Origin of the sequence: Exiguobacterium sp. s168 (assembly GCF_018619035.1) — a bacterium.
Classification (GTDB): domain Bacteria; phylum Bacillota; class Bacilli; order Exiguobacteriales; family Exiguobacteriaceae; genus Exiguobacterium_A; species Exiguobacterium_A acetylicum.
In genome coordinates, this window is the sequence record NZ_JACSNE010000015.1 from 23513 (window position 1) to 44780 (window position 21268).

The 21268-nt window shown below is 44.3% G+C and carries 19 protein-coding genes and 1 tRNA gene; 11 read left to right on the forward strand and 9 right to left on the reverse strand.

Features of this window, described 5'->3' with window-relative positions; all coding sequences use genetic code 11:
• Window positions 1-54: 54 nt before the first annotated feature.
• On the forward strand, window positions 55-1452 hold the full coding sequence (locus KNQ15_RS09955) for a basic amino acid/polyamine antiporter (RefSeq protein WP_214729212.1): 1398 nt from the start codon (window positions 55-57) through the stop codon (window positions 1450-1452).
• Window positions 1453-1509: 57 nt separating this feature from the next.
• On the opposite strand, the gene KNQ15_RS09960 is transcribed toward KNQ15_RS09955, so the two are convergent.
• Window positions 1510-3537 (reverse strand): sensor domain-containing protein, encoded by a 2028-nt coding sequence (locus KNQ15_RS09960; protein ID WP_214729151.1) that lies wholly within the window; start codon window positions 3535-3537, stop codon window positions 1510-1512.
• A 186-nt stretch (window positions 3538-3723) separates the two neighbouring features.
• Between KNQ15_RS09960 and KNQ15_RS09965 the strand changes: the two genes are divergently transcribed.
• The 3 genes from KNQ15_RS09965 to nagE all read left to right on the forward strand — a co-directional run bounded on the left by KNQ15_RS09965 (window position 3724) and on the right by nagE (window position 6995).
• Complete coding sequence (locus KNQ15_RS09965) at window positions 3724-4926, forward strand: ornithine--oxo-acid transaminase (protein ID WP_214729153.1); 1203 nt, start codon at window positions 3724-3726, stop codon at window positions 4924-4926.
• Window positions 4927-5076: 150 nt separating this feature from the next.
• Window positions 5077-5274, forward strand: coding sequence for a CsbD family protein (locus KNQ15_RS09970; RefSeq protein WP_149426819.1), 198 nt, complete (start codon window positions 5077-5079; stop codon window positions 5272-5274).
• Between the two features lie 212 nt (window positions 5275-5486).
• A complete protein-coding gene (nagE, locus tag KNQ15_RS09975; protein ID WP_214729155.1) occupies window positions 5487-6995 on the forward strand; it encodes an N-acetylglucosamine-specific PTS transporter subunit IIBC in 1509 nt (502 codons plus the stop codon).
• A gap of 23 nt (window positions 6996-7018) precedes the next feature.
• Here the strand turns inward: nagE and KNQ15_RS09980 are convergent, their stop codons facing one another.
• The 4 genes from KNQ15_RS09980 to yhfH all read right to left on the reverse strand — a co-directional run bounded on the left by KNQ15_RS09980 (window position 7019) and on the right by yhfH (window position 9863).
• Window positions 7019-7921: an EamA family transporter gene (locus tag KNQ15_RS09980; protein WP_214729157.1), complete on the reverse strand. Its 903-nt coding sequence runs from the start codon at window positions 7919-7921 to the stop codon at window positions 7019-7021.
• A gap of 100 nt (window positions 7922-8021) precedes the next feature.
• Window positions 8022-8663: a YkyA family protein gene (locus KNQ15_RS09985; protein ID WP_214729159.1), complete on the reverse strand. Its 642-nt coding sequence runs from the start codon at window positions 8661-8663 to the stop codon at window positions 8022-8024.
• A 15-nt stretch (window positions 8664-8678) separates the two neighbouring features.
• The gene (locus KNQ15_RS09990; protein WP_214729161.1) at window positions 8679-9524 is read right to left on the reverse strand and encodes a polysaccharide deacetylase family protein; all 846 of its coding nucleotides are present in this window, start codon (window positions 9522-9524) and stop codon (window positions 8679-8681) included.
• Between the two features lie 192 nt (window positions 9525-9716).
• Window positions 9717-9863, reverse strand: a complete 147-nt coding sequence (yhfH, locus tag KNQ15_RS09995; protein ID WP_064505459.1) for a protein YhfH — start codon at window positions 9861-9863, stop codon at window positions 9717-9719.
• 184 nt (window positions 9864-10047) lie between these two features.
• On the opposite strand from yhfH, the gene KNQ15_RS10000 reads away from it, so the two are divergent.
• Window positions 10048-10674: a nitroreductase family protein gene (locus KNQ15_RS10000; protein ID WP_050678080.1), complete on the forward strand. Its 627-nt coding sequence runs from the start codon at window positions 10048-10050 to the stop codon at window positions 10672-10674.
• A 139-nt stretch (window positions 10675-10813) separates the two neighbouring features.
• A tRNA-Val gene (locus KNQ15_RS10005) sits at window positions 10814-10886 on the forward strand.
• A 46-nt stretch (window positions 10887-10932) separates the two neighbouring features.
• Here the strand turns inward: KNQ15_RS10005 and KNQ15_RS10010 are convergent.
• Window positions 10933-11493, reverse strand: a complete 561-nt coding sequence (locus tag KNQ15_RS10010; protein ID WP_069940305.1) for a YdhK family protein — start codon at window positions 11491-11493, stop codon at window positions 10933-10935.
• A 145-nt stretch (window positions 11494-11638) separates the two neighbouring features.
• Here KNQ15_RS10010 and KNQ15_RS10015 point away from each other — a divergent pair, with 145 nt between their 5' ends.
• From KNQ15_RS10015 to KNQ15_RS10025, 3 genes are read left to right on the forward strand one after another with little or no spacing between them, the layout of a single operon-like run.
• Window positions 11639-12988 carry a sensor histidine kinase gene (locus KNQ15_RS10015; protein WP_069940306.1) on the forward strand — a complete coding sequence of 450 codons (1350 nt, stop codon included), beginning with the start codon at window positions 11639-11641 and terminating at the stop codon, window positions 12986-12988.
• Window position 12989: 1 nt separating this feature from the next.
• Entirely contained in the window at window positions 12990-13640 is a 651-nt protein-coding gene (locus tag KNQ15_RS10020) for a response regulator transcription factor (protein ID WP_214729163.1), read from the forward strand.
• A gap of 16 nt (window positions 13641-13656) precedes the next feature.
• The gene (locus KNQ15_RS10025) at window positions 13657-14223 is read left to right on the forward strand and encodes a histidine phosphatase family protein (RefSeq protein ID WP_214729165.1); all 567 of its coding nucleotides are present in this window, start codon (window positions 13657-13659) and stop codon (window positions 14221-14223) included.
• Between the two features lie 58 nt (window positions 14224-14281).
• Here KNQ15_RS10025 and KNQ15_RS10030 read toward each other — a convergent pair whose 3' ends face one another.
• The gene (locus KNQ15_RS10030; RefSeq protein WP_214729167.1) at window positions 14282-15769 is read right to left on the reverse strand and encodes a phytoene desaturase family protein; all 1488 of its coding nucleotides are present in this window, start codon (window positions 15767-15769) and stop codon (window positions 14282-14284) included.
• Between the two features lie 16 nt (window positions 15770-15785).
• Entirely contained in the window at window positions 15786-16331 is a 546-nt protein-coding gene (locus KNQ15_RS10035) for a methyltransferase family protein (RefSeq protein WP_353048910.1), read from the reverse strand.
• A gap of 216 nt (window positions 16332-16547) precedes the next feature.
• Between KNQ15_RS10035 and KNQ15_RS10040 the strand changes: the two genes are divergently transcribed.
• Window positions 16548-17375: a M15 family metallopeptidase gene (locus KNQ15_RS10040; protein ID WP_069940310.1), complete on the forward strand. Its 828-nt coding sequence runs from the start codon at window positions 16548-16550 to the stop codon at window positions 17373-17375.
• 94 nt (window positions 17376-17469) lie between these two features.
• Window positions 17470-17916, forward strand: a complete 447-nt coding sequence (locus tag KNQ15_RS10045; RefSeq protein WP_214729169.1) for a hypothetical protein — start codon at window positions 17470-17472, stop codon at window positions 17914-17916.
• Between the two features lie 61 nt (window positions 17917-17977).
• Here KNQ15_RS10045 and KNQ15_RS10050 read toward each other — a convergent pair whose 3' ends face one another.
• Window positions 17978-21109 carry an efflux RND transporter permease subunit gene (locus tag KNQ15_RS10050; protein WP_214729171.1) on the reverse strand — a complete coding sequence of 1044 codons (3132 nt, stop codon included), beginning with the start codon at window positions 21107-21109 and terminating at the stop codon, window positions 17978-17980.
• Between the last annotated feature and the right edge of the window lie 159 nt (window positions 21110-21268).

Sequence of the window (21268 nt, forward strand, 5' to 3'; positions counted from 1 at the left end):
CTTTCGAATGAATATACGTAAGATGTAATAGATATACGAAAAAGGAAGTGTCTCATCATGAATCAACAAAAAATCGGGTTCTTTGCTCTCGCTGCAATGGTCATCGGTTCCATGGTCGGTGGAGGAGCTTTTAACCTTCCTGGTGCAATGGCTCAAAGTGCAAGTGCAGGACCTATCCTCATCGGCTGGAGTATTACGGGGATTGGGATGATCATGCTCGCGTTAGTATTCCAACATCTCGCAAATAGTAAACCAGAGCTCGAAGGCGGTATCTATGCCTATGCGCGTGAAGGGTTCGGACGTTTCGTCGGCTTTAACAGTGCTTGGGGATACTGGGTATCGGCGTGGATTGGAACAGTTGCGAATATCACGCTCGTGTTTAATGCGATTAGTTATTTCTTCCCGATTTTCGCAGCAGAAAATCGAATATTCCTTCTCTTCATGAGTGTAGTCGTCATTTGGGGATTGTTCTGGCTCGTCTCGAGCGGAATTAAGGAAGCGACACTCGTCAATCTGATTACGACGATCGCAAAGCTCGTTCCGATCTTGATTTTCATTCTTCTAGTAGGAATCGCCTTTAATATCAAAACGTTTAATTTGGATATTTGGGGAGAGGGAACAGAACTCGGTTCGATCTTCGATCAAGTAAAAGGAACGATGCTCGTCACACTTTGGGCGTTCGTTGGAATTGAAGGGGCGGTCGTTTTATCAAGTCGTGCTAAAAATCGAAGTGATGTCGGGAAAGCGACAGTGACGGGACTTGTTGGCGTTCTAGTCATCTATATCTTAATTTCCGTTCTATCACTAGGAGTGCTCAGTCAAGAACAACTAGCTGGATTAAAAGAACCGACGATGGCATATGTATTAGAGGCAGCGATTGGACCAATCGGTGCGACGATCATCATGATCGGTTTGATTATCTCACTATCCGGTGCACTTCTCGGATGGACGATTCTCGCATCGGAGATTTCGTATCTTGTGGCAAAAGACGGTGCATTTCCGAAAGCATTCGCAAAAACGAATCGGAAAGGTGCTCCAGTCGGCGCGCTGTTGATTACACAAATCGCTACACAAGTTGTCGCAGGAATCGCGCTTTTCTCAGCGCAAACCTATCTTGTCCTGTCGAGTATCGCTGGGATTTGTGCGTTATTACCGTATTTGTTATCAGCATTGTATAGCATTCGGACATCGCGAGAAGAGCGTAATCAGAAAATGTTACTTTTCTCCATCATCGCATCAGCGTATTCGATTTGGCTCGTCTATGCGTCGGGTATCTGGTACATCGTCATCGCGGCATTAGTCTATGCTCCAGGGATTCTCGCATATGCTTTAGCAGAGCGAGAACAGCAACGGACGGGCATGTCACGTTATGAGTGGATTGCCAGTATGGTTCTTGTTGTCTTAGCAGGAGTAGCCGTTTACGGAATGGTTGTAGGAGAAATTCAATTGTAAGAAACGATATGCAAAAGAAGTCATGGTGATTTTCATACACCGTGACTTCTTTTTTGATTAAGGTGCTAAGAATCGTTTTTCGACATCCTGTACAGATAGAGGTTCAGAGAAAATGAACCCTTGCATATGCTGACACGATGTCGTTTTTAGATAATCTAACGCGTGTTCTGTCTCAACACCTTCAGCGACAAGATTCAACTCTAAGTTGTGACCAAGTTGAATGATGGAATCGAGCAAGGCGTGTTCATTTGTCGCCAGACCATCAATGAATACTTTATCGATTTTTAATTCGTCGATTGGAAAAGCACTGAGATACTGCAAAGAAGAATAACCGGTACCGAAATCATCGATTGATAAACGGAAGCCGAGCGACTTGATGAGGTGCATGCGTTCGACCGTTCGTTGTGTCTGTAAGATCGCAATATTCTCTGTCATCTCCAACGTAACGGAAGATGGTGAAACGAGTCGATCCGTTACGATATGTTGCAGCGTTCGAATAAAGGAGTCGCTTTGGAACTGATGCGGTGAAATGTTGATTGCCATCGTCAGTTTAGGGTCAATTGTCTGTTGCCACTTCGCGAGCTGTTCACATGCTTCAATGATGACCCAGTTGTTGATTGGTGTGATCAGTGAAGCTTCTTCAGCGAGTGGAATGAATTCATCTGGTGGAATACTCCCGAGTGCCGTGTGATTCCAGCGTAATAACGCTTCGAAGCCTTTAACGGCTTGTGTCTGAAGTTCAATGATTGGTTGATAAGCAAGATATAGGGATTGATCTTCGAGTGCCGTGAAGAGGGATCGTTCGAGTTGGATTTTACGTGTGAATTGTGTGTCCATCTCGTGTGTTAAGTACTGAATCGTTCCGGTACCAATTGATTTTCCTGCGTATAGAGCTGTTTCCGATCGGCGATATAAATCCTCCAGTGTTTTGGCTTCGGACGGATAGACGGTGATCCCGAACGTACAAGAAACGATCAGTGAGTGACCATTGATGTAATAAGGGCGCTGCAGTGCTTGTTGTAATTTCCGAGCATATTGGAAAAGCAGATTGCTCGACGGTGCAGGTAACAAGACGCCGAATAGATCACTCGTCGGATGAAAAGCGAGTATACCTGTCGTATGTTGCAAAAGGCGCGTTGCCATTGCTTGAAGTAGTTGATCACCGACGTGTGTTCCAAACGAGTCGTTGATCACTTTGAAACGATCGATATCGAACAAGATGAGGGCAATCGGATCATGCGACGCAGCAGAGCGGAATAATGCTTCACCTTCGCGTAAAAATCCACGTTTATTTAATAAATGCGTCATCTCATGATGATGCACTAAAAAATCGAGTTCTTCTTCAAGTGCTGTTGTTTCCGTGATGTCGTTCCCGATGAACAGGTGCTGAAAACGAACGCCGTTCGCATCATAGGTTGGAATGAGCGTCGCTTGGAGATGTTTTCGTTCACCCGTTTGCGAAGTGAGGCTAAGGCGACCAGACCAGGCTTTTCGTTCACGAAGTTGTGCACGAATCTCCGAAACGACAGAACTGGATGGATCTAAGATGAGTGACCAAGGCTGGTTGAGAAGCATCTCAGAGCAATATCCTGTCACATCGATGAGTTGATCATTCACGTACGTGATCGTTCCCCGTGCATCGAAGACGGCGACAGAAGCAATCTGATCGAATGCATGACGCAAATCCATCAATCCTTGGAAGAGTGGTTTCATGTTCGTTTGTTGCTCAGCTGAAGGGATACAGCAAGCAAAAGCGGCAATAACGGTTCCTGTATGATCAAGTAAAGGAGACAGAAGGAGAGTTGATGTTACAGAAGTGCCCGTCTTATGCAACAAGGAGGCATTCGGTAATTGGACGGATTGACGGCGCTCCAAGAAGGCATGCCAAATCTGTTGACTGAATGCCATGTCTTCCCGTTCAAGAAGTGGAACAGTCTGACCCACGACTTCCTGTTGTGTCCAGCCCCATTGCTGTTCGGCTAGATTATTCCAAGAGCGGATGGTCAAATCAGTATTCAATATGAAAGCGGGTAAAGGGAATTCTTGAATGACGACTTCATAGGAATCAATGGTCGAACGGTCCATTACGTGCGCACGCTCCTTTATAATGAAAAGAGATGACGGTTCACTTGTCTTGTCTTTTCCCAATATATTCAATTCTTACGCACTAGAATCCTTTCGCTTGGATACTTTTTAAGTGAAGATTCTATGAAAAAATCTGCTATAATAACATTGAAAGCGTTTTCTAAAGAGTTATGAGGGGGAATTTCGATGAATCAAACAGAGAAAATCATTCAACAGACAGAACAGTTCGGAGCACATAACTACCATCCACTCCCGATCGTCATCTCAGAGGCGGAGGGTGTCTTCGTTACGGATCCTGAAGGACGTCGGTATATGGATATGCTTAGTGCCTATTCAGCAGTCAACCAAGGACATCGTCATCCCAAAATCATTGACGCTCTCAAACGTCAGGCAGATAAGATTACTTTGACGTCACGCGCCTTCCATAATGATCAACTGGGCTTCTTTTATGAAAAAGTCGCACAATTGACGGGAAAAGATATGGTGTTACCGATGAACACGGGTGCGGAAGCGGTCGAGACAGCAGTGAAAGCAGCACGACGTTGGGCATATGAAGTCAAACAAATCCCAGGTAACGCTGAAATCATCGTTTGTGAAGGAAACTTCCATGGTCGGACGATGACAGCCGTCTCGATGTCGACGGAAGCAGAATACCAGCGGGGATTTGGACCGCTTCTTCCTGGAATCAAGACGATTCCTTACGGCGATCTTGAGGCATTAAAACAGGCGATCACTGAAAATACAGCGGCATTCATCTTGGAACCGATTCAAGGCGAAGCAGGCATCTTAATTCCTTACGATGGTTTCTTAAAGGACGCACAAGAAGTCTGTCGTGCGCAGAATGTTCTGCTCGTATCGGATGAGATTCAATCTGGACTCGGTCGTTCCGGTAAATGGTTTGCTTCTGATTGGGATGAAGTGACGCCAGACATGTATATCCTCGGTAAAGCACTGGGGGGTGGTGTATTCCCAATCTCATGTGTTGCTGCGAATAAAGATGTCCTTTCTGTCTTTAATCCAGGTTCACACGGCTCGACGTTTGGTGGTAATCCACTTGCGTGTGCCGTCTCGATTGCTTCACTTGAAGTATTAGAAGACGAAAAGTTACCGGAACGTTCACTCGAACTCGGTACGTATTTCATGGAGAAATTAAAACAAATCAACAACCCGATGATTAAAGAAGTACGTGGTCGTGGATTGTTCATTGGTGTTGAACTCACAGAAGCAGCACGACCATATTGCGAAGCGTTGAAAGAAAAAGGCTTGCTCTGTAAAGAAACACACGAGACAGTCATTCGCTTTGCACCACCGCTCGTCATCACAAAAGAAGAGTTGGATTGGGCGTTCGAACGGATTGAACAAGTGTTAGGTGTTTCTGTCGCCCGGTAAATGAATAGATTCATCGAACAACAGTGGACAAGATGTTCACTGTTGTTTTTGTTTAGGAAAGTGTCGATTTTGATTAAAGAAAAGTTTGAAAATCAGTGACAAGGGAACAGACAACTATCGCAAAAAAACTTTTAAATGGGGGTAATGATTATGTCAAACAACAGTGGTCTCAATAAAAAAGCAGATGGTCTCGTCGATAAAGTAGCAGGTAAAGCGAAAGAAGCGCTCGGGAAAGCAACAGGCGATAAATCAACAGAACGCGAAGGTAAAAAAGATCAAGTAAAAGGCGAGGCTAAGAAAACAGTCGGTAACGTCCAACAAAATTTCGAAGATACGAATCGTCGCTAAGACGGTTGCAACTTAATAGAAAAACCGGACTGGAGGATAACTCTAGTCCGGTTTTTAGTGTCTGCTATAATAAATTTTTATATCACTAAAGAAAGATAATGAATAATTTGTATAAAGGTCTAGTCATTTAGATGTTTATATGGAATAATAAAAAACGTAAAAGCGTTTACATTGTTCTGTCATTATCGTTTATTCAAGAAAGGGTGAAAGGTATGTTGCAGTTTCTACAACGCATTGGTAAAGCTTTGATGTTACCAATCGCAGTATTACCAGCTGCCGGAATCGTGCTCCGATTAGGTTCGGCGGATATGCTAGATATTCCGTTGATGGTAGCAGCAGGAGGGGCTATTTTTGATAACCTTCCATTAATATTTGCCATCGGTGTCGCCATTGGTCTATCGATCGATGCAAGTGGGGCAGCGGGTCTTGCCGGAGCCATTGGGTATCTCGTCTTAAAGAACGGCGTTGACTCGATGAACAAGGAGTATTCCAGTGCACAGATTCAAGCAAAATATGATGCGATTGCCGCAATCGTCAATGATTCCTCGACCAAGGTCGACGGAGCGACACTTGGTTCGATCGCGAATCAGGCGACACTCGGATCGACCGTTAATATGGCGGTATTCGGTGGAATCATCGCGGGTATCGTCGCAGGACTTCTATACAATCGGTTCTACAACATTAAGTTACCGGATTGGTTAGCATTCTTCGGTGGTCGTCGTTTCGTTCCAATCATTACATCAGCGGTTATGCTCGTACTTGCTTTCATCTTTGGTTATGTCTGGCCGTTCATCGAGCAAGGCATTAACGGTGCTGGTGAATGGATGGTTGGTCTTGGTGCAGGAGGCGCTGCTCTGTTTGGATTCTTTAACCGTCTCTTGATTCCTGTCGGCTTACACCACGTCTTGAATAATATTTTCTGGTTCGTCTTCGGTTCATATGAAAAAGCAGATGGTACAGTCGCGAATGGCGACATCGCACGCTTCTTCGCTGGAGATCCGACAGCTGGGATTTATCAAGCGGGCTTCTTCCCAATTATGATGTTTGCCTTACCGGCTGCAGCTTTTGCGATTGTCATGGCTGCGCGTAAAGAAAATCGAAAAGCAGTTGCTGGAGCGATGATTGGTCTTGGACTGACGTCCTTCTTGACAGGGATCACGGAACCAATCGAGTTCTCGTTTATGTTCTTATCACCTGTTTTATATGTCATTCATGCAGTTTTAACAGGTCTATCGATGGCCATCGTTAACTTACTCGGTATTTTACATGGCTTCTCCTTCTCGGCTGGTTTCATTGATTATGCCTTGAACTTCGGGATTGCCACAAAACCATTACTTCTCATCCCGGTTGGTCTCGCGTTCGCGGTCGTCTATTACTTCCTATTCTACTTCATGATCACGAAATTTGATCTGAAGACACCAGGTCGCGAAGATGAATCGCTCGTCACAGACACGGGAGTCGTTCTGACAGACTCAGACAATAAATATGAACAACAAGCAGCTCAAATTTTTGCCGGATTGAAAGGAACAGACAACGTCACGTCGATTGATAACTGTGCGACACGCTTACGTCTCCAAGTCAAGGATCCAAGTATCATTGATGAAGCAGCGATTAAAGCGGCTGGAGCAAAAGGTGTCATGAAGATGGGTGCGACAAGTGTTCAAATCATCATTGGCACAGATGTTGAATTCGTTGCGGATGCGATGAAGCGACAGAAGTAAAGAAAAAACGACCTTTCCTGAGCTTAGGAAAGGTCGTTTTGCTGTACGTTCGCAACAGGTGCTGTTTTGCTTGACCGATAGATCGGATAAAAGATTCCAATCAAGATGATGACGATTCCAATCCATTGAGAACTCATCAGATGTTCATCCAAAATTAAAACGGAACAGATGACAGCTGTCGGTAGTTCAGCCGCTCCAAGCAGAGAGACGCTGGCTGGAGACAAATGAGGCGCACCCGCAGCAAATAAGAGTGGTGGCAAAATCAACGCGAATAGACCGAGTGGAATTGCATACAGAAGAAGACCGTTTTCGAAATTCGCAGAAGACAAGAACGTCGTCGGTGGATACATGATCATGACAAAAGCAAGACCACCTGTCATCATATAGAAGCTTTTCTTTATGACGGGTAGATGATTGGCAACGCGTCCACTAGCCAGTAGGAAAATCGAGAAACTAACAGCCGCTCCAAGACCGAATAATGTTCCACGCAGGTCGAGTGGGCTCGAGTAAGCAGCACTCGCGAGAATGGCTCCACCAATCAGTAGAATCGCAGACAGGAAGTGCGCGCGAGATGGTAAACGTTTGAATGCGAGAGCATCAATGATGACACCAATCCAAGTGAATTGGAATAAGAGAATGATCGCAACGGATGCCGATACGGTCTGAAGACTTTGGTAATAGAGATAACCGGTTGTACCGCTTGAGATACCAATCAGCATGAGAAGAGCAGCTGTTTTGAGATCGAGACGAAGGTTTTTCGTAAATAAGGCAAGTCCGAAAATCATGAGCCAGCCGAAGAAAAATTGACTACCTGAAACGGCTGCTGAGTTGAATCCAGCGGCATAAGCGAGTTTGACGATCGTTGAGAGGACACCATAACTGATAGCGCCGATGAGAACGAATAAAGTTGCTTTTGAGCGATGCATGAATAAATTCCCTCCATTTTTAGTAAAAACCACGCAAAAAAGGTTGCAACGGGGCCTTGTCCAGGTTTTTTGGACAGGGTTTGGTTGCAACCTGTGTGATTTATTGAGTTGATGTGTCGAGCAAACGATACAGCCGGGTTTTCGTTTGATTATATTGAACGGTCAGCGCATTCCACTTCTTTAATGACGCGGTAGCTTTCCGTGTTAAACGATTTAAATCCGCTGTTGACTCATCAATCTTAACGAAATCCGGTTTTTTCGTCAAGCGTGAAAGCATTTTCTTTTCAGCGTCCATCGCTTGTCGATACGTTTTCGAGAACGTTTGAAACGTCTGCTGGCGTTCCTTGATGATTGCCACTAAGGCAGTTCCTTCTGTTTTTGCTTTACCATCAAGCTTGTTGACAGCATCCTTCAATTCTTCAAGATCGAGTGTAGCGTACATTTCTTTACGTAACGTGTCTTCTTGTTTTAATAGAGCAAGCCGTTCGTCATTTAAGGCTTCTAATTCCTCTCGTTCATTTTGAGAGCGTTTGATTTCTTCAGCACCTGCATCAAGAACGGCTTGGTACGTATTAACTGAAATTTCGTCCTGACGAGCACGTTGATCAGCTAGCGTGAATGCCTTCTCTTCACCTTCGACTTGTTGCTCTAGCTGTTCATGAAGAGAAGCTGGTGAATCGTTGGAGCAGGCAGCGAGTCCGAAGCTCGACAGGAATAATACTGCTACGAATGATTTTTTCATCTGAATAGTAACTCCTTATAAATTCGAGTATTGCGCGAAATTGTACGGAATATGGAAATCTTCATCATAAATCGCGAATTGATAGCCTTTTTTCTGAAGTCCGGCAACAATGGCTGGAAGTGCTTTGATGGCTTGTGGTTGTTCATGTAAGAGTATGATTTCAAACGGACGTTCTGCTCGTCGAATGACCGTATTTGCTACTTCTTTTGCACTATCTTTGTAATACCAGTCCATTGAATCGATCGACCAGTCCCACACACGAAAGTCTGCTGAATGAATGGCAGATGCCATTTTTTTCGTGATGCCTGGATCAGAGCCATAAGGTGGTCGTGTCAAATGTGGTGTTAGCTTCGTCAACTCATGGATTTTCTTCTGAACACTTTGCATCTCTGAGACATACTTTCCTTTTTCGTACAATGTATCGTAATCATGCGTTTCCCCGTGTAATCCGATATAGTGTCCAGCTTTAGCAGCAGCTTTGACTTCTTGCGGAAAAGCCTCTACTTGTGATCCGAGATAAAAGAAAGTGGCACGAGTCTGAAGTTGATCCAATGTTCGAAGTAAGTCCGGTGTTAATGCAGATGGACCATCTTCGAATGTTAAATAGGCGACTTTTTTTGTTACACCATTCCATTTTTCCACGCGTGCTTTTTCCATATTGACGACAGGTACTTCAGTAATGGATTTACCTGTCGTAATGGATTGTTGCTCAGGAGTAAAAACGTATCGGTAAGCGACATATCCTCCAACTCCGAGAAAAACAAGTGTGAGAAGTAAGAAAAAACGTGGGAAAAACTTTCTTTTTTTTGTACGCGGTCGTGGACCGAGTTCGCTAGCGTGGCTTGAGGTGAATGGATCCATCGTTGTCTGTCGCTCCTTTTGTCAAAAAATATCATATACAGATAATGTAACATTCTGACTGTTTCTTTTGTAACAAACAGATGACAAAAAGATGACGATAAATCGATTTTTCTAAAAAATATCGGTTTATTTAGAAAGAGTTTGCAAGAAATAAAAAAACAACCACTAATTAAGTGATTGTTTCATGTGTTATTAGTGTTCTGTTACAGCACACTCATCGCATTCCGTTTGATAGGATTCACATTGTTCATCCATCTCTTTTCCGCAATGGGCACACGTCTTGACGGGAAGTTCACGATAGAATGCAGCAGATGCTTCTTGGTAAAGGGGTTGTTCCATGTGTTTTTCCTCCTTCAAAGTAAACGCAATGATTTTTATCTTGTTTTCATTGTATTAGTACAGAAGTGTAAAGTCAACAATTGTTTTATAACAGTAAAGGCGTTTGAAGTACTGATAGAGGACAATGAAAAAGAGACATGCTACGATATCTAAGTAATCTGATAATGATAAGGGGGATTTATACATGACACAGGCAACACTTGATACAATGCGTGTCTTAACAGAAAGACGTTCCGTTCGCCATTACGACGAAACGTTCAAGCTTTCAAAACAGGAAGTGGAAGAACTATTAGAATGGACGACAGCGGCGCCGAGTGCTTGGAATCTGCAACACTGGCATTTCACGGTCTTTCATTCGGAAGAAGCGAAGCAGCAACTTGCACCGATTGCTTATAATCAGCCGGCCATCACTTCGGCTTCAGCAGTCATTGCAATCTTAGGTGATGTTCAAGCTAATCGAAACTACAATCCGGTTTATGGTCCGGCAGTAGAAGCAGGTGGCATGACAGAGGATTTGTTCGATTCGATCAAGGCACAAGTAGAGGGCGCTTATCAAAGTGAAGCATACGGTCGCGACGCGGCAATGTCGAATGCGAGTCTTGCTGCGATGCAATTGATGCTTGCGGCAGAAGCACGTGGATTATCAACACTCGCAATGGGCGGATTTGATCATCAACGTTTTGCGGAAACGTTCATCACCGAGTCACGGTATGTACCGGTCATGTTAATTGCTGTTGGTAAAGCGGTCGAAGATGCGAAAAAACGTCCCGCACTACGTTTACCGATCGATCAAGTATCAACATTCCTGTAAGTCATTCAAAATGGAGGAAGTGGGGTTCAATTCCTCCATTTTAATTTTTTTTATTTTTTTCGGAAAAAGACTTGTCAGCCTTTTAGTTTCTTGATATATTAATACATGTCCTAGCAAGTACATAACGTACTGCAAACATGATTCTGTAGCTCAGCTGGGAGAGCGCTACCTTGACAGGGTAGAGGTCGCTGGTTCGAGCCCAGTCAGAATCATACCGAAAGCCCGCTTCTCCTTTATAGGAAAAGCGGGCTTTTTTTATTATTTCTTTATCTCATCCTCTGTGACCCATTTATGATTTTTCACCATCTCTCCACCGTCCGTTGGTTCATAGTTCACCATATAGACAGTCGTTTCTTTTACTTCATCAATCGTCGCTTTAGCTCCATCCATACCTTTCATATGATCCGCTTTGACAGTCGTTTCATCACCAACTTGCAGTGGCTTAGTTGGAACTGGATCGAGTTCTTCTTGAATGACCCATTTATGATTTTTCACCATCTTTCCACCAGTAGTCGGTTTGTAACTGATCGCATAGACGACGGTATCATAAGCACCCGCAATCGTTGCTTTAGCTCCGTCCATACCGTCCATATGATCCGTCGTCAACGTGACGTTGCTTCCTTTCGGATAAGTCGGATCACTGGCTTCCTTTAAACCGGATGGTAGCTTTCCGTCGCTCGAATGCATCATATCTCCATGAGACATATCATGTGAGTCACTATTACTTCCATCGTTATTGGCGTTATTGGCGGATCCACATGCACCGAGCCAAAGCGTAGAACTAAGAGCAAGTACGGTTAACGTCAATGATTTTTTCATATTAAATCCCTCCTGAAGTCGCTAGTCTTCTTTACTATACCCAGCGTATGTGCAAATCGTGTGCAGATGAGGTGACAGTTTCGTTTGCCTGCGTCTATCGCGTTTTTTTCGCTATACTAAAGTGGAGAGAAAAGGAGGAAACGTCATGCGTCGTATTTCATACTCGGTCGGAGGAATCGTGCTTGCGGCATTTTTAATTTGTGGCAGTGTGTTGTTTGCGACGTTGTATTATCAGTTGTCTCAAACACGAACGCAGGAAGTAGTGGACGGTTTACTGAACCGAGGAAATACCCATCGTGATGTCCTTGTCGATTCCTATGACCAAACGACGATGCGCCATGTCAGCATGATGGAAGCAGATTCATCGTTTACTGTGGTGATCACTGATGCAGATGGAAAACAACTCGAAGCGTCACGACCTTTGTCGAATGAGATGAAAAGTGTGCTAGAGCATACGGATTTTGATTACCGTCAACAAGGAAAAATCGTGACGATGCGTGACTTTTTAATGACGGACAGCCCCATCACCATCGATGGGGAACATCGTGGTCATGTCTTCATGTTCGCTTCTAAAGCAATTGTGGATCACGTACTTGATCCGTTGAAACAGCAATTTTTTCAAGTGGGTCTGCTCGCACTTTTATTGGCAGGTGCGGCAAGCATTTGGGCGACCCGACTCATCTCTCGTCCGTTGATTCAAATGGAAAAAGCGACGGCACGTCTATTGGATGGGGAAGGTGGAGAGTTGCCGATTGATCGACAAGACGAACTGGGACAATTGGCGCGTTCAATTCAGCAATTAAAACAGGATCTCGATTTTTTGAATCGGGATCGATCTGAATTTTTAGCAAGCGTATCTCATGAACTACGCACACCATTGACATATATAAAGGGATACGCGGATATTCTCGAACGCCAAACGTTGACGCCGGATGAGCAACAACGCTACATTACGATCATTCGAGAAGAAAGTCAGCAAATGAATGAATGGATTGAGCAATTATTTTGGCTAGCACGTATTGATGCCAATGCTTTTATGATGGAACGAAAACCTGTTGATGTCGAAGACTTGATTCATCAAGTGATACGATTGATGCGTCCAGACATCGAACAAGAAAATGTTTCGTTCGAGATAGAAGGTGAGCGATTAGAAGTGATGGGTGACGCTCAGCAGCTCCGTCAGATGATCGTGAATATCATTGAAAATGCACGTCGACATACGACGTCGGGAAAAATCATCGTTCGTTATGGTGTCAACGCAGTAGGGGCTTTCATTCAAATCGAAGATACAGGAGAAGGGATCGCTGCAGAATCTTTACCTCATGTAACGAAACGGCTCTACCGAACGGAAGCATCTCGTTCTCGAAAACATGGAGGAACTGGAATCGGACTCTCCATCGTTGAAGCAATTGCACGGACACATGGAGCAGAATTGAACATCAAGAGTCAACTTGGACATGGAACACAAGTGACACTGCAGTGGAAGGAGAAATAAAATGCCGCATGTATTGATCGTAGATGATGAACCGAGAATGCTTGAACTGCTCAAACTGTATATTCAGCCGTATGGGTACACGTGTCAGCTTGTGGATTCTGCGCAGCAAGCTCTTGATCTCTGCCGTCAGCACGTATTCGACCTGATTTTACTAGATGTCATGATGCCGGATATGGATGGCTGGACATGTTGTCGTCTCATTCGAGAACACTCTAATACCCCAATCTTGATGGTTACGGCTCGGAATCAGCGGGAAGACATCATTCGGACACGGGAAGTGGGGGCGAATGATTACGTATCAAAACCGATTCAAGAAGGGGAACTGATCGGGCGAATGGAAGTTTTATTACAGCGACGGTATGATGGACTATTCTATGACCGGGAAAGCTATCGTTGTAGTTACCTCCAACAAAAGATTTCGTTAACGAAGACGGAGTTTGAGTTATTAGGTGTATTGTTAGATTCTCCACGACGTGTTTGGACACGTGATCAGCTAACGACGATGTTATGGGGAGCGGAAGCGGCTGTAGACGAGCGGACGATCGACTCGCATATCAGACATTTAAGAGAAAAACTACGTGTTTGCGGTTTTCCGATTGAACAGCATTTGGAAACAGTTCGCGGAATCGGATACCGCTGGACACACCAATAAAGGGGAAATTCAAGCCATGACGACACTCTATTTCGTACGGCACGCACATTCGACATACTCGCCAGATGAACGAGCACGTCCACTCTCCGGTGCAGGACAGGCAGATGCGAGACGTTTACTTGAAACATTTCAAGGAATTCCAATCGACAGATTCTACAGTAGCCCGTATCGACGGGCGATTGAGACGGTTGCACCGCTCGCAGAGGCACGTCGAAAACCAATCATTGAGGTAGAGGAACTACGAGAGCGATTGTTAGCACCGGAAGCGCTTGACGATTTTCAAGCAGCTGTCACGTATGTATGGCAACATCCGAACGAAAATCCGTACGGAGGCGAAACGAACAAAGAAGCGTCGCAACGCATTCGGCAATTCATCGACGAACTAGTGGAGAAGCATCCTGACGAAACAGTCGTTCTTGGAACACACGGAAACATCATGGTGTTACTCTTAGAAACATTTGATCCGACGTTTAATCACGCATTTTGGAAATCCTTACCGATGCCAGCCGTATGTCGAATGGATGTGAGAGCAGGAGAACAGGCGGACATTCATGTCGTACCACTTTTGACGAATACAAAGTAAAAAAGAGACGGAACTGATGAGTGCATCAGCTTCCGTCTCTTTTGTAATTAAAGAAATCTTAAGGCGTAGGAACAGCACCTTCATGTTTTCGAATCAAGTCTGCTGTTAATTGACCGGACAAGGTGACCATTGGTACACCGCCGCCTGGGTGTGTCGAACCACCGACGAAATAAAGTCCTTCGTACAAGTCGCTCTTCGATGGAATCTTGAATCCACCATTTTTCTTCCGATCGGCTGCGACACCATAAATCGATCCGCCGTTTGGACCGTATAATTCTTTTAAATCTTCTGGAGTGAAGCGATATTCGAACTCGATCGATTCACGCAAACCGTGAAGTCCCATCCGCTCCAATTTATCGAGAACGACTTCACGATACGCATCCCAGTCGACCTCACCTTTTTGAAGTGTGAGCGGTGGAACGTGTGTCAAGACGAATAAGTTATCCTTCCCTTCAGGAGCTTGGGAAGCGTCGGATTTTGAGGAGACACCGACGTAAATCGTCGGATCCTCAGGAGGTGTTCCTTCTTTAAACATTTGGGCGAATTCACGCTCCGGATTTTCCGAGAAAAAGAAATTATGATGCGCGAGTCCACTGTATTCACGATTTACACCGAGTAGTAATACGAGTCCAGAGACGGACGGGGCGAACGATGCCTGTAATTTTTTAGCCTGTTTCCGGGCTTTCTTCTCAGGAACAATCCGTTCGTAAGTCGGAATGACCTCAAGGTTTGAGACGACGATGTCGGCTGCATGAAAGGTTCCGTTCGATAGAACGCCAACCGCTTTTTTATTTTCAAGGACGATTTGTTCAACGGGTGAGTTGAGATGAACCGTGACACGGAGCTCATCAAGCAAACGTTTCATGGCACGCGCGATTTGGTACATCCCACCTTTGACATAATAGATGCCAAGTCCCATTTGAACATAAATCATTTGATTGAAGACAGCAGGTGCCTGATAAGGGTTGGAACCGACATACATGACCATGTAGTTGAACAGCTGTTCGAGATACGGATCATTGAGGTATTTCTTTGTTCCGGTCGCGACGGTATTCATCGGGTCCATCTTTAATAAATCAGACATTGTATGGTATTTTTTTAAGTCCTTTAAATCTTCAAGACTGTATTTATAAAAACTGTCGAGGCATAAGTCGTACATTTGTTTGGAATACCGGAACAATTCAACGAAATCAGCTCGTGACGAGACTTGTTCGACTTCTTCAAGCATTCCAGGTAAGTCACCTTTGACATCGATTTTTGTTCCATCCTCAAAGAATGTACGCCATTGCGGTTCAATGCGCTCGATTTCTAAGTAATCATCCAAGTTACGATGAACGCTTGAGAAGAGTTGTTCGAGTACCCAAGGCATCGTTAAGATGGAAGGACCGGTATCGAAAGTAAATCCCTTTCCACTACGTTGATTCAGTTTCCCGCCGACGTTTGCATTCTTTTCAAGCATCGTGACTGCATAACCATCTCCAGCCAAACGAATGGCGGCAGACATACCAGCAAGACCTGCTCCAATGACAATTGCGCGTTTCTTCAAATGAATCACTTCTCCTTTAGTAGATGAATGGAATCAATCGTTTTCGTTTCGCAGCCCATACCGTATAGGCAGGTCCAAAACCTTTCGTTAACATCGCTTCCTCGATTCGAATCCGGTAGAGCAAGAAAATGAACATCAGAAGTCCAGAGAGAATGAAAAGTCCGAACTGACCGGTGAACAGGGGGAAGCTCATCGTAATCAACAACAATCCACTATATAACGGGTGACGTAAAAAGCGATAGGGACCGCTACTGACGAGCTGATCACCAGACGCCACGATGACATGGCGAGTGAACTGTTGCTTTAAGTGGAGAATTCCCCATAGACGTAAGGAAACACCACACCATAACAAAATGCATGAAGAGATGCGCATGACAGAAGAAACGGTTTCATTCGCAAAGAGGAAAGCGCAGACGATCGTTCCGCTTAGGACAAGGAAAATCAAATAAAAACTAACTTGTTCTGCTGCGCCTGACTTAGACTCGGAGCGATTCTGGAAACGAATCATCTCACCAATCCAGCAGATACTACCAATACTGAAAATCCATTCCCAAAGTGACACGTACGCTACTCCTTTCTACATCAGAATCATGTTTCGAAAACGCATACATCATTATTTACCCATTGTAATTCGTCCTTAAGCTACATTTAGAAAACTTCAGAAATACTTCATTTTCATGACAAGCATTCCGAAAGAACCCTGTTTGAAAAAAAGAATGGTATTCTAATCTAAAATATGGATGCAGATTAGAACATGCATAAAGGAGATAAATGATTCATGAAATACATCACGACACTCATCACGACGTTGACATTAACAGCGGTCTGTACATCAGTGTATATACCAACGGTCGAAGCATCGACTTCTACTTATCGACAAGCAAAGACATCCCTTCATTTGCGTAAAGGAGCATCGATTGATCAACCGAGTCTTGCCGTCATTCCGACGGGGATCTATGTGACGGAACTGTCGAAAGTCGGTACGTGGTCAAAAGTACAATATGGTACGAAGATTGGGTATGCGAGTACGAAGTATCTACTGACGGATGAACAAATCGGTGGAAAACGGATTGGTAAGACCCTCATCGCGAATAAGAACTTAGCGCTCCGCTCGACGTACGCTCCTGGTGAGAATCAACAAGCAAGAGCAGCGTTTGAGAAAATGCGTATAGCGGCTAAAAAAGAAGGAATTACGCTCGTTGCATTTAGTACATATCGCTCTTATGCCTATCAAAAAACGTTATTTGATAAATATGTTGCGCGTGATGGATATGAGAAGGCGAGTACGTATAGTGCGGAACCTGGAAAAAGTGAACACCAGACTGGTCTTGCGTTTGATATCGGAGGCGCTGATTCAACAAAATACGCCACGTTTAGCTTTTCAAAAACAAAAGAGGCAAAATGGTTGTTTGCGAATGCTCACCGCTATGGCTTCCATCTCCGCTATCCATCGGGCAAAGAATCTTGGACGGGTTATACGTATGAGAGCTGGCACTATCGGTATGTCGGAGCAACGCTTGCCGCTCGCCTAAAAGTCAGTGGACTAACAATGGAAGAGTATTTCCATCTCGCACCATGGAAACCAGTAAAGGTTTCGACTTCTTAAAAATATGGTAAATAGAGGATGTTGACTTAGTCGGTTATTCGTCTCAGGTGAAAGAGGTGGAACGAATGGCAAAAAAGATGCGAAACATCACATCATGACGTTTACGTTCGAAGAAGAAGCGACATCCTATCAAGTGTTCAGTGAATTGAAAAAGTATCATGCGCGAGGTCAAGTCGATTTCGAACAGATTGCTGTCATCAAGCGAAATGAAAATGGTGCTTTTTCGTTTGAAGATGCTGTAGACCTAAGTGGATCGAATCGAGCCGTCAAAGGTTCATTGATCGGAATGGCCGTTGGTATCTTAGGTGGACCGTTCGGCATCTTGCTTGGTTCGATGACGGGTATGCTGATCGGTGGATCGAAAGACATGAAGGAAAATCAAGAAATCCAAGAGACATTCAAACGGACACTCGGTGTCATTCCACCTGGACAAACAGGAATCATCGCGATTGGTGAAGAGTTTGAACCATCCGTCCTCGATGGATTAGTGGCGCAACATGATGGTACTTTGGAACGAACGGATGAACAGTTAGAGTCGTAAGGTCTTATAGAATGAAAAGGAGCCTATCGCTTTGATCGCGATAGGCTCCTTTCATGTTCATTTACTTAGTCGTACGTTCTTTTTTTGCTTTTTTAAAGAAGAACAATTCATAGACGACAGGAACGATGATAAGTGTTAACAACGTAGAGGTCGTTAATCCACCAATGACCGTCAAGGCAAGACCTTTTGAGATCAATGTTCCGGAAGAAGTCGTTAATGTGAGTGGTACCAATGCCATGATTGTTGCAAATGCGGTCATCAGGATTGGACGTAATCGCGTTTTACCAGCTTCAATCAATGATTCGCGAATCGGCATACCGCGTCCGACGTTTTGACCGATGCGGTCGACGAGAACGATTGCGTTCGTGGTGACGATTCCGATCAACATCAGGAAGCCGATCATGACACTAACAGACAATGGTTCATTCGCAAGGAAAAGTGTGACGAGTGAACCAATCGGAACAAAGATCAGAGATGACAAGATGATGAACGGAATCCGAGCTTTTCCGAACGTAATCAACATTGTCAGGTACACAAGTCCGATCGCAACGACGATTGCGATTCCGAGTGATTGGAAGATTTCGACCGTATCATCATTTCCACCACCACTTGTCAGTGAGACACCGTCTGGTAAATCGATTTTTTCGACGTCAGCTTTTACAGCGTTCGAAACGTTTTGAACGTCGTCTCCTTTAACCTGTCCAGATACGCGAGCATATACTTTTCCATCGAGCTTCTGAATCGATGTGAATGTCTCGACTTCATTGACGTTCGCGACATCTTTCAAAGCGACAGGACCGTTTGCTGAGAAGAGTTGGACATCTTCGAGATCTTCTTTCGAGACGAGACCTTCTTCATAAGATAATTGTACGTCTTGATCCTTATTGTCGAGATTGAGTGTTCCAACCGTGACAGGCTTCGTTTGATCGTTGACGGTACCAAGAATCTGGAAACCAGATAGTCCGCGATCACTTGCTTTCTCAGGATCGATTTCTACGAGATACTGCTTTTGTTTTTCGCTGAAGTTGTTCGTGATATATTTCAAATCATTATTTTTCGACATGTTATCCTCGACGAGTTTTGCCGCCTCTTGAAGAGCTTCGAGGTCGTTCGAGAACAAGTCGACATCGACGTTGTTATTCGATGGAGGACCACCTGTTGATAGTTCAGCCACACTGATTTTAACATCGACGTTTTCATCTTGAGCGATGTCTTCCATCTGTGTCTCAAGTGATTTGATCGTTTTCTCGACGTTTACGCCGTCTTTTAGATTCAAGAAATAACTTGCTTTATTATCGAGACGTAAGCCTGTCGTGAAGTCACGCGCTCCAACAGAAGTCGTCACGTCAGCAATGGCTTGTTCTTTGTCGAACATTTTTTCCATCTCAAACGAAACGTCACTTGTTTTTTCAAGTGATGTAGCAGCAGGAAGTTCAAGCGATGCCGTCAAGGTCTTCGATGCTTCGTTCGGAATGAACGTAAAGCCGAGACGCGGTACGATCGCCAAAGAACCACCGAGAAGGACAAACGATACGACCAAGATGATTGCCTTGTGCGAGAGTGATTTTTCAATCAGCTTGCCATACCAACGTTGAAGAGCACCTTCTTTTTCTTCCGCTGGTACCTTCTTGAATGCAAACTTCGCGAGAATCGGTACGATCGTGATTGCCACAAGTAGTGAAGCAAGTAATGAGAAAATAATCGTCAAAGCGAACGGTAAGAAGAACTTACCAGTAATCCCACCGACAAATCCAATCGGTAGGAAGACGACGACGGTCGTCAGCGTCGATGACGTGATTGCTTTTAAAATCTCTTTTGTCGATTGTTCGATGATCTCATCCGTCATACCGGATTCGGATTTTCGGACGCGCCGGAAGATGTTCTCGATGACAACGATACTATCATCGACGACACGACCGACTGCAACAGCCATCCCACCAAGTGTCATGATGTTCAGGGAGATATCTTGCCAGTTCAAGAAGATCGCTGCGATGAGTAATGATAATGGAATCGAGACGATGGCGATGATCGTCGCACGGAGGTTCCGTAAGAATAAGAGTACAGCGAGTGATGCGAAGAGTGCACCCAGTAATCCTTCTTTGACGAGTGTCGCAACGGATTCCTCGATATCCTTCGCTGAATCAATCCCAATCGTATAGTCGACTTGATCATCATATTTATTGAGGATCTTCGTGACTTCATCTGCGATTTCGACCGTATTGGCATCTTGTTTTTTCGTGATTGCCATCGATAAGGAATCTTTTAAGTCGTAACGTGTTTTTTCACTTTGTTGCGAGACTGCTTCGATTTTTGCAATATCCTCTAGGCGAATCGGCTCTGCAGGTTCAGCCGTCTGATCTACAGCTGCTCCACCTGTTGTACTTGGTGGTCCTTGTGTTGCATCTTGTGGTGGACCGCCTGCAGATGACTGACCGTTATTTGCTGAACTAGCCGCACCTGCAGCAGGTGTCAATTGGAGATTTTTTAGTTTATCTAGATTTTCTAGTTTTTCTTCAACGCGAATCGGAATTTTCGAATCGTTTTCTGATAGCTGACCTGATGGGAACGAGACATACTTTCCATTAATTTGTTCCTTGATGCTTGAGAGCGAGAGACCCGCTTCCGTCGCTTTTTCCTTATCGACGGTGATTTGAACGAGATCATCCTTATAGCCACCAACCGACACGCTGTTGATGCCTGGAATCTTATTAAGTTCAGGTTCGATATCTTCCTTTAGAATTTTCTCGATGTCTTTACCATCCTTGCTAAAGAAGGAGATATTATAGATCGGGAACGATCCAAAGGACAGACGATTTAATTTCGTCGTTGCTTCCTCCGGTAGATTCGCATCTTGGATGGCAGCATCGATTTGTTGTTCCACCTTATCCATATCGGTATCGAACGGGAATTCGATGTTTAAGATACCGATACTTTCATAAGAAGAACTCGTTAGCTTGGTAGCCCCTTCAATTCCTTTAAGGGAAGTTTCAAGCTTTGAGACGACTTGTTTATCGACATCGTCAGGTGATGCACCAGGGTAAACCGCTTCGATTGAAATCTGAGGAAACTCGATTTCCGGGAACTGATCAACTTTTAATTGTGAGAAGGAATAGACGCCTCCTAAAATCAATAGGATTGCAATGATGAAGACAGCAACCGAGTTCTTCAAACTAAATCGGGTTAAGAAGTTCATATGAACGCTCCTTTCTTTTTATATGTGCTTATTTACATAGTAGAGGACACTCATAGAACCCGCAACTTTAAAACTGTTTTTATTTAAAAAGATCATTTTGAAAAAAGATAATTTTTTTTGTTAAAAAGGCTTTACACTTTTCGATATGCTGCTATAATA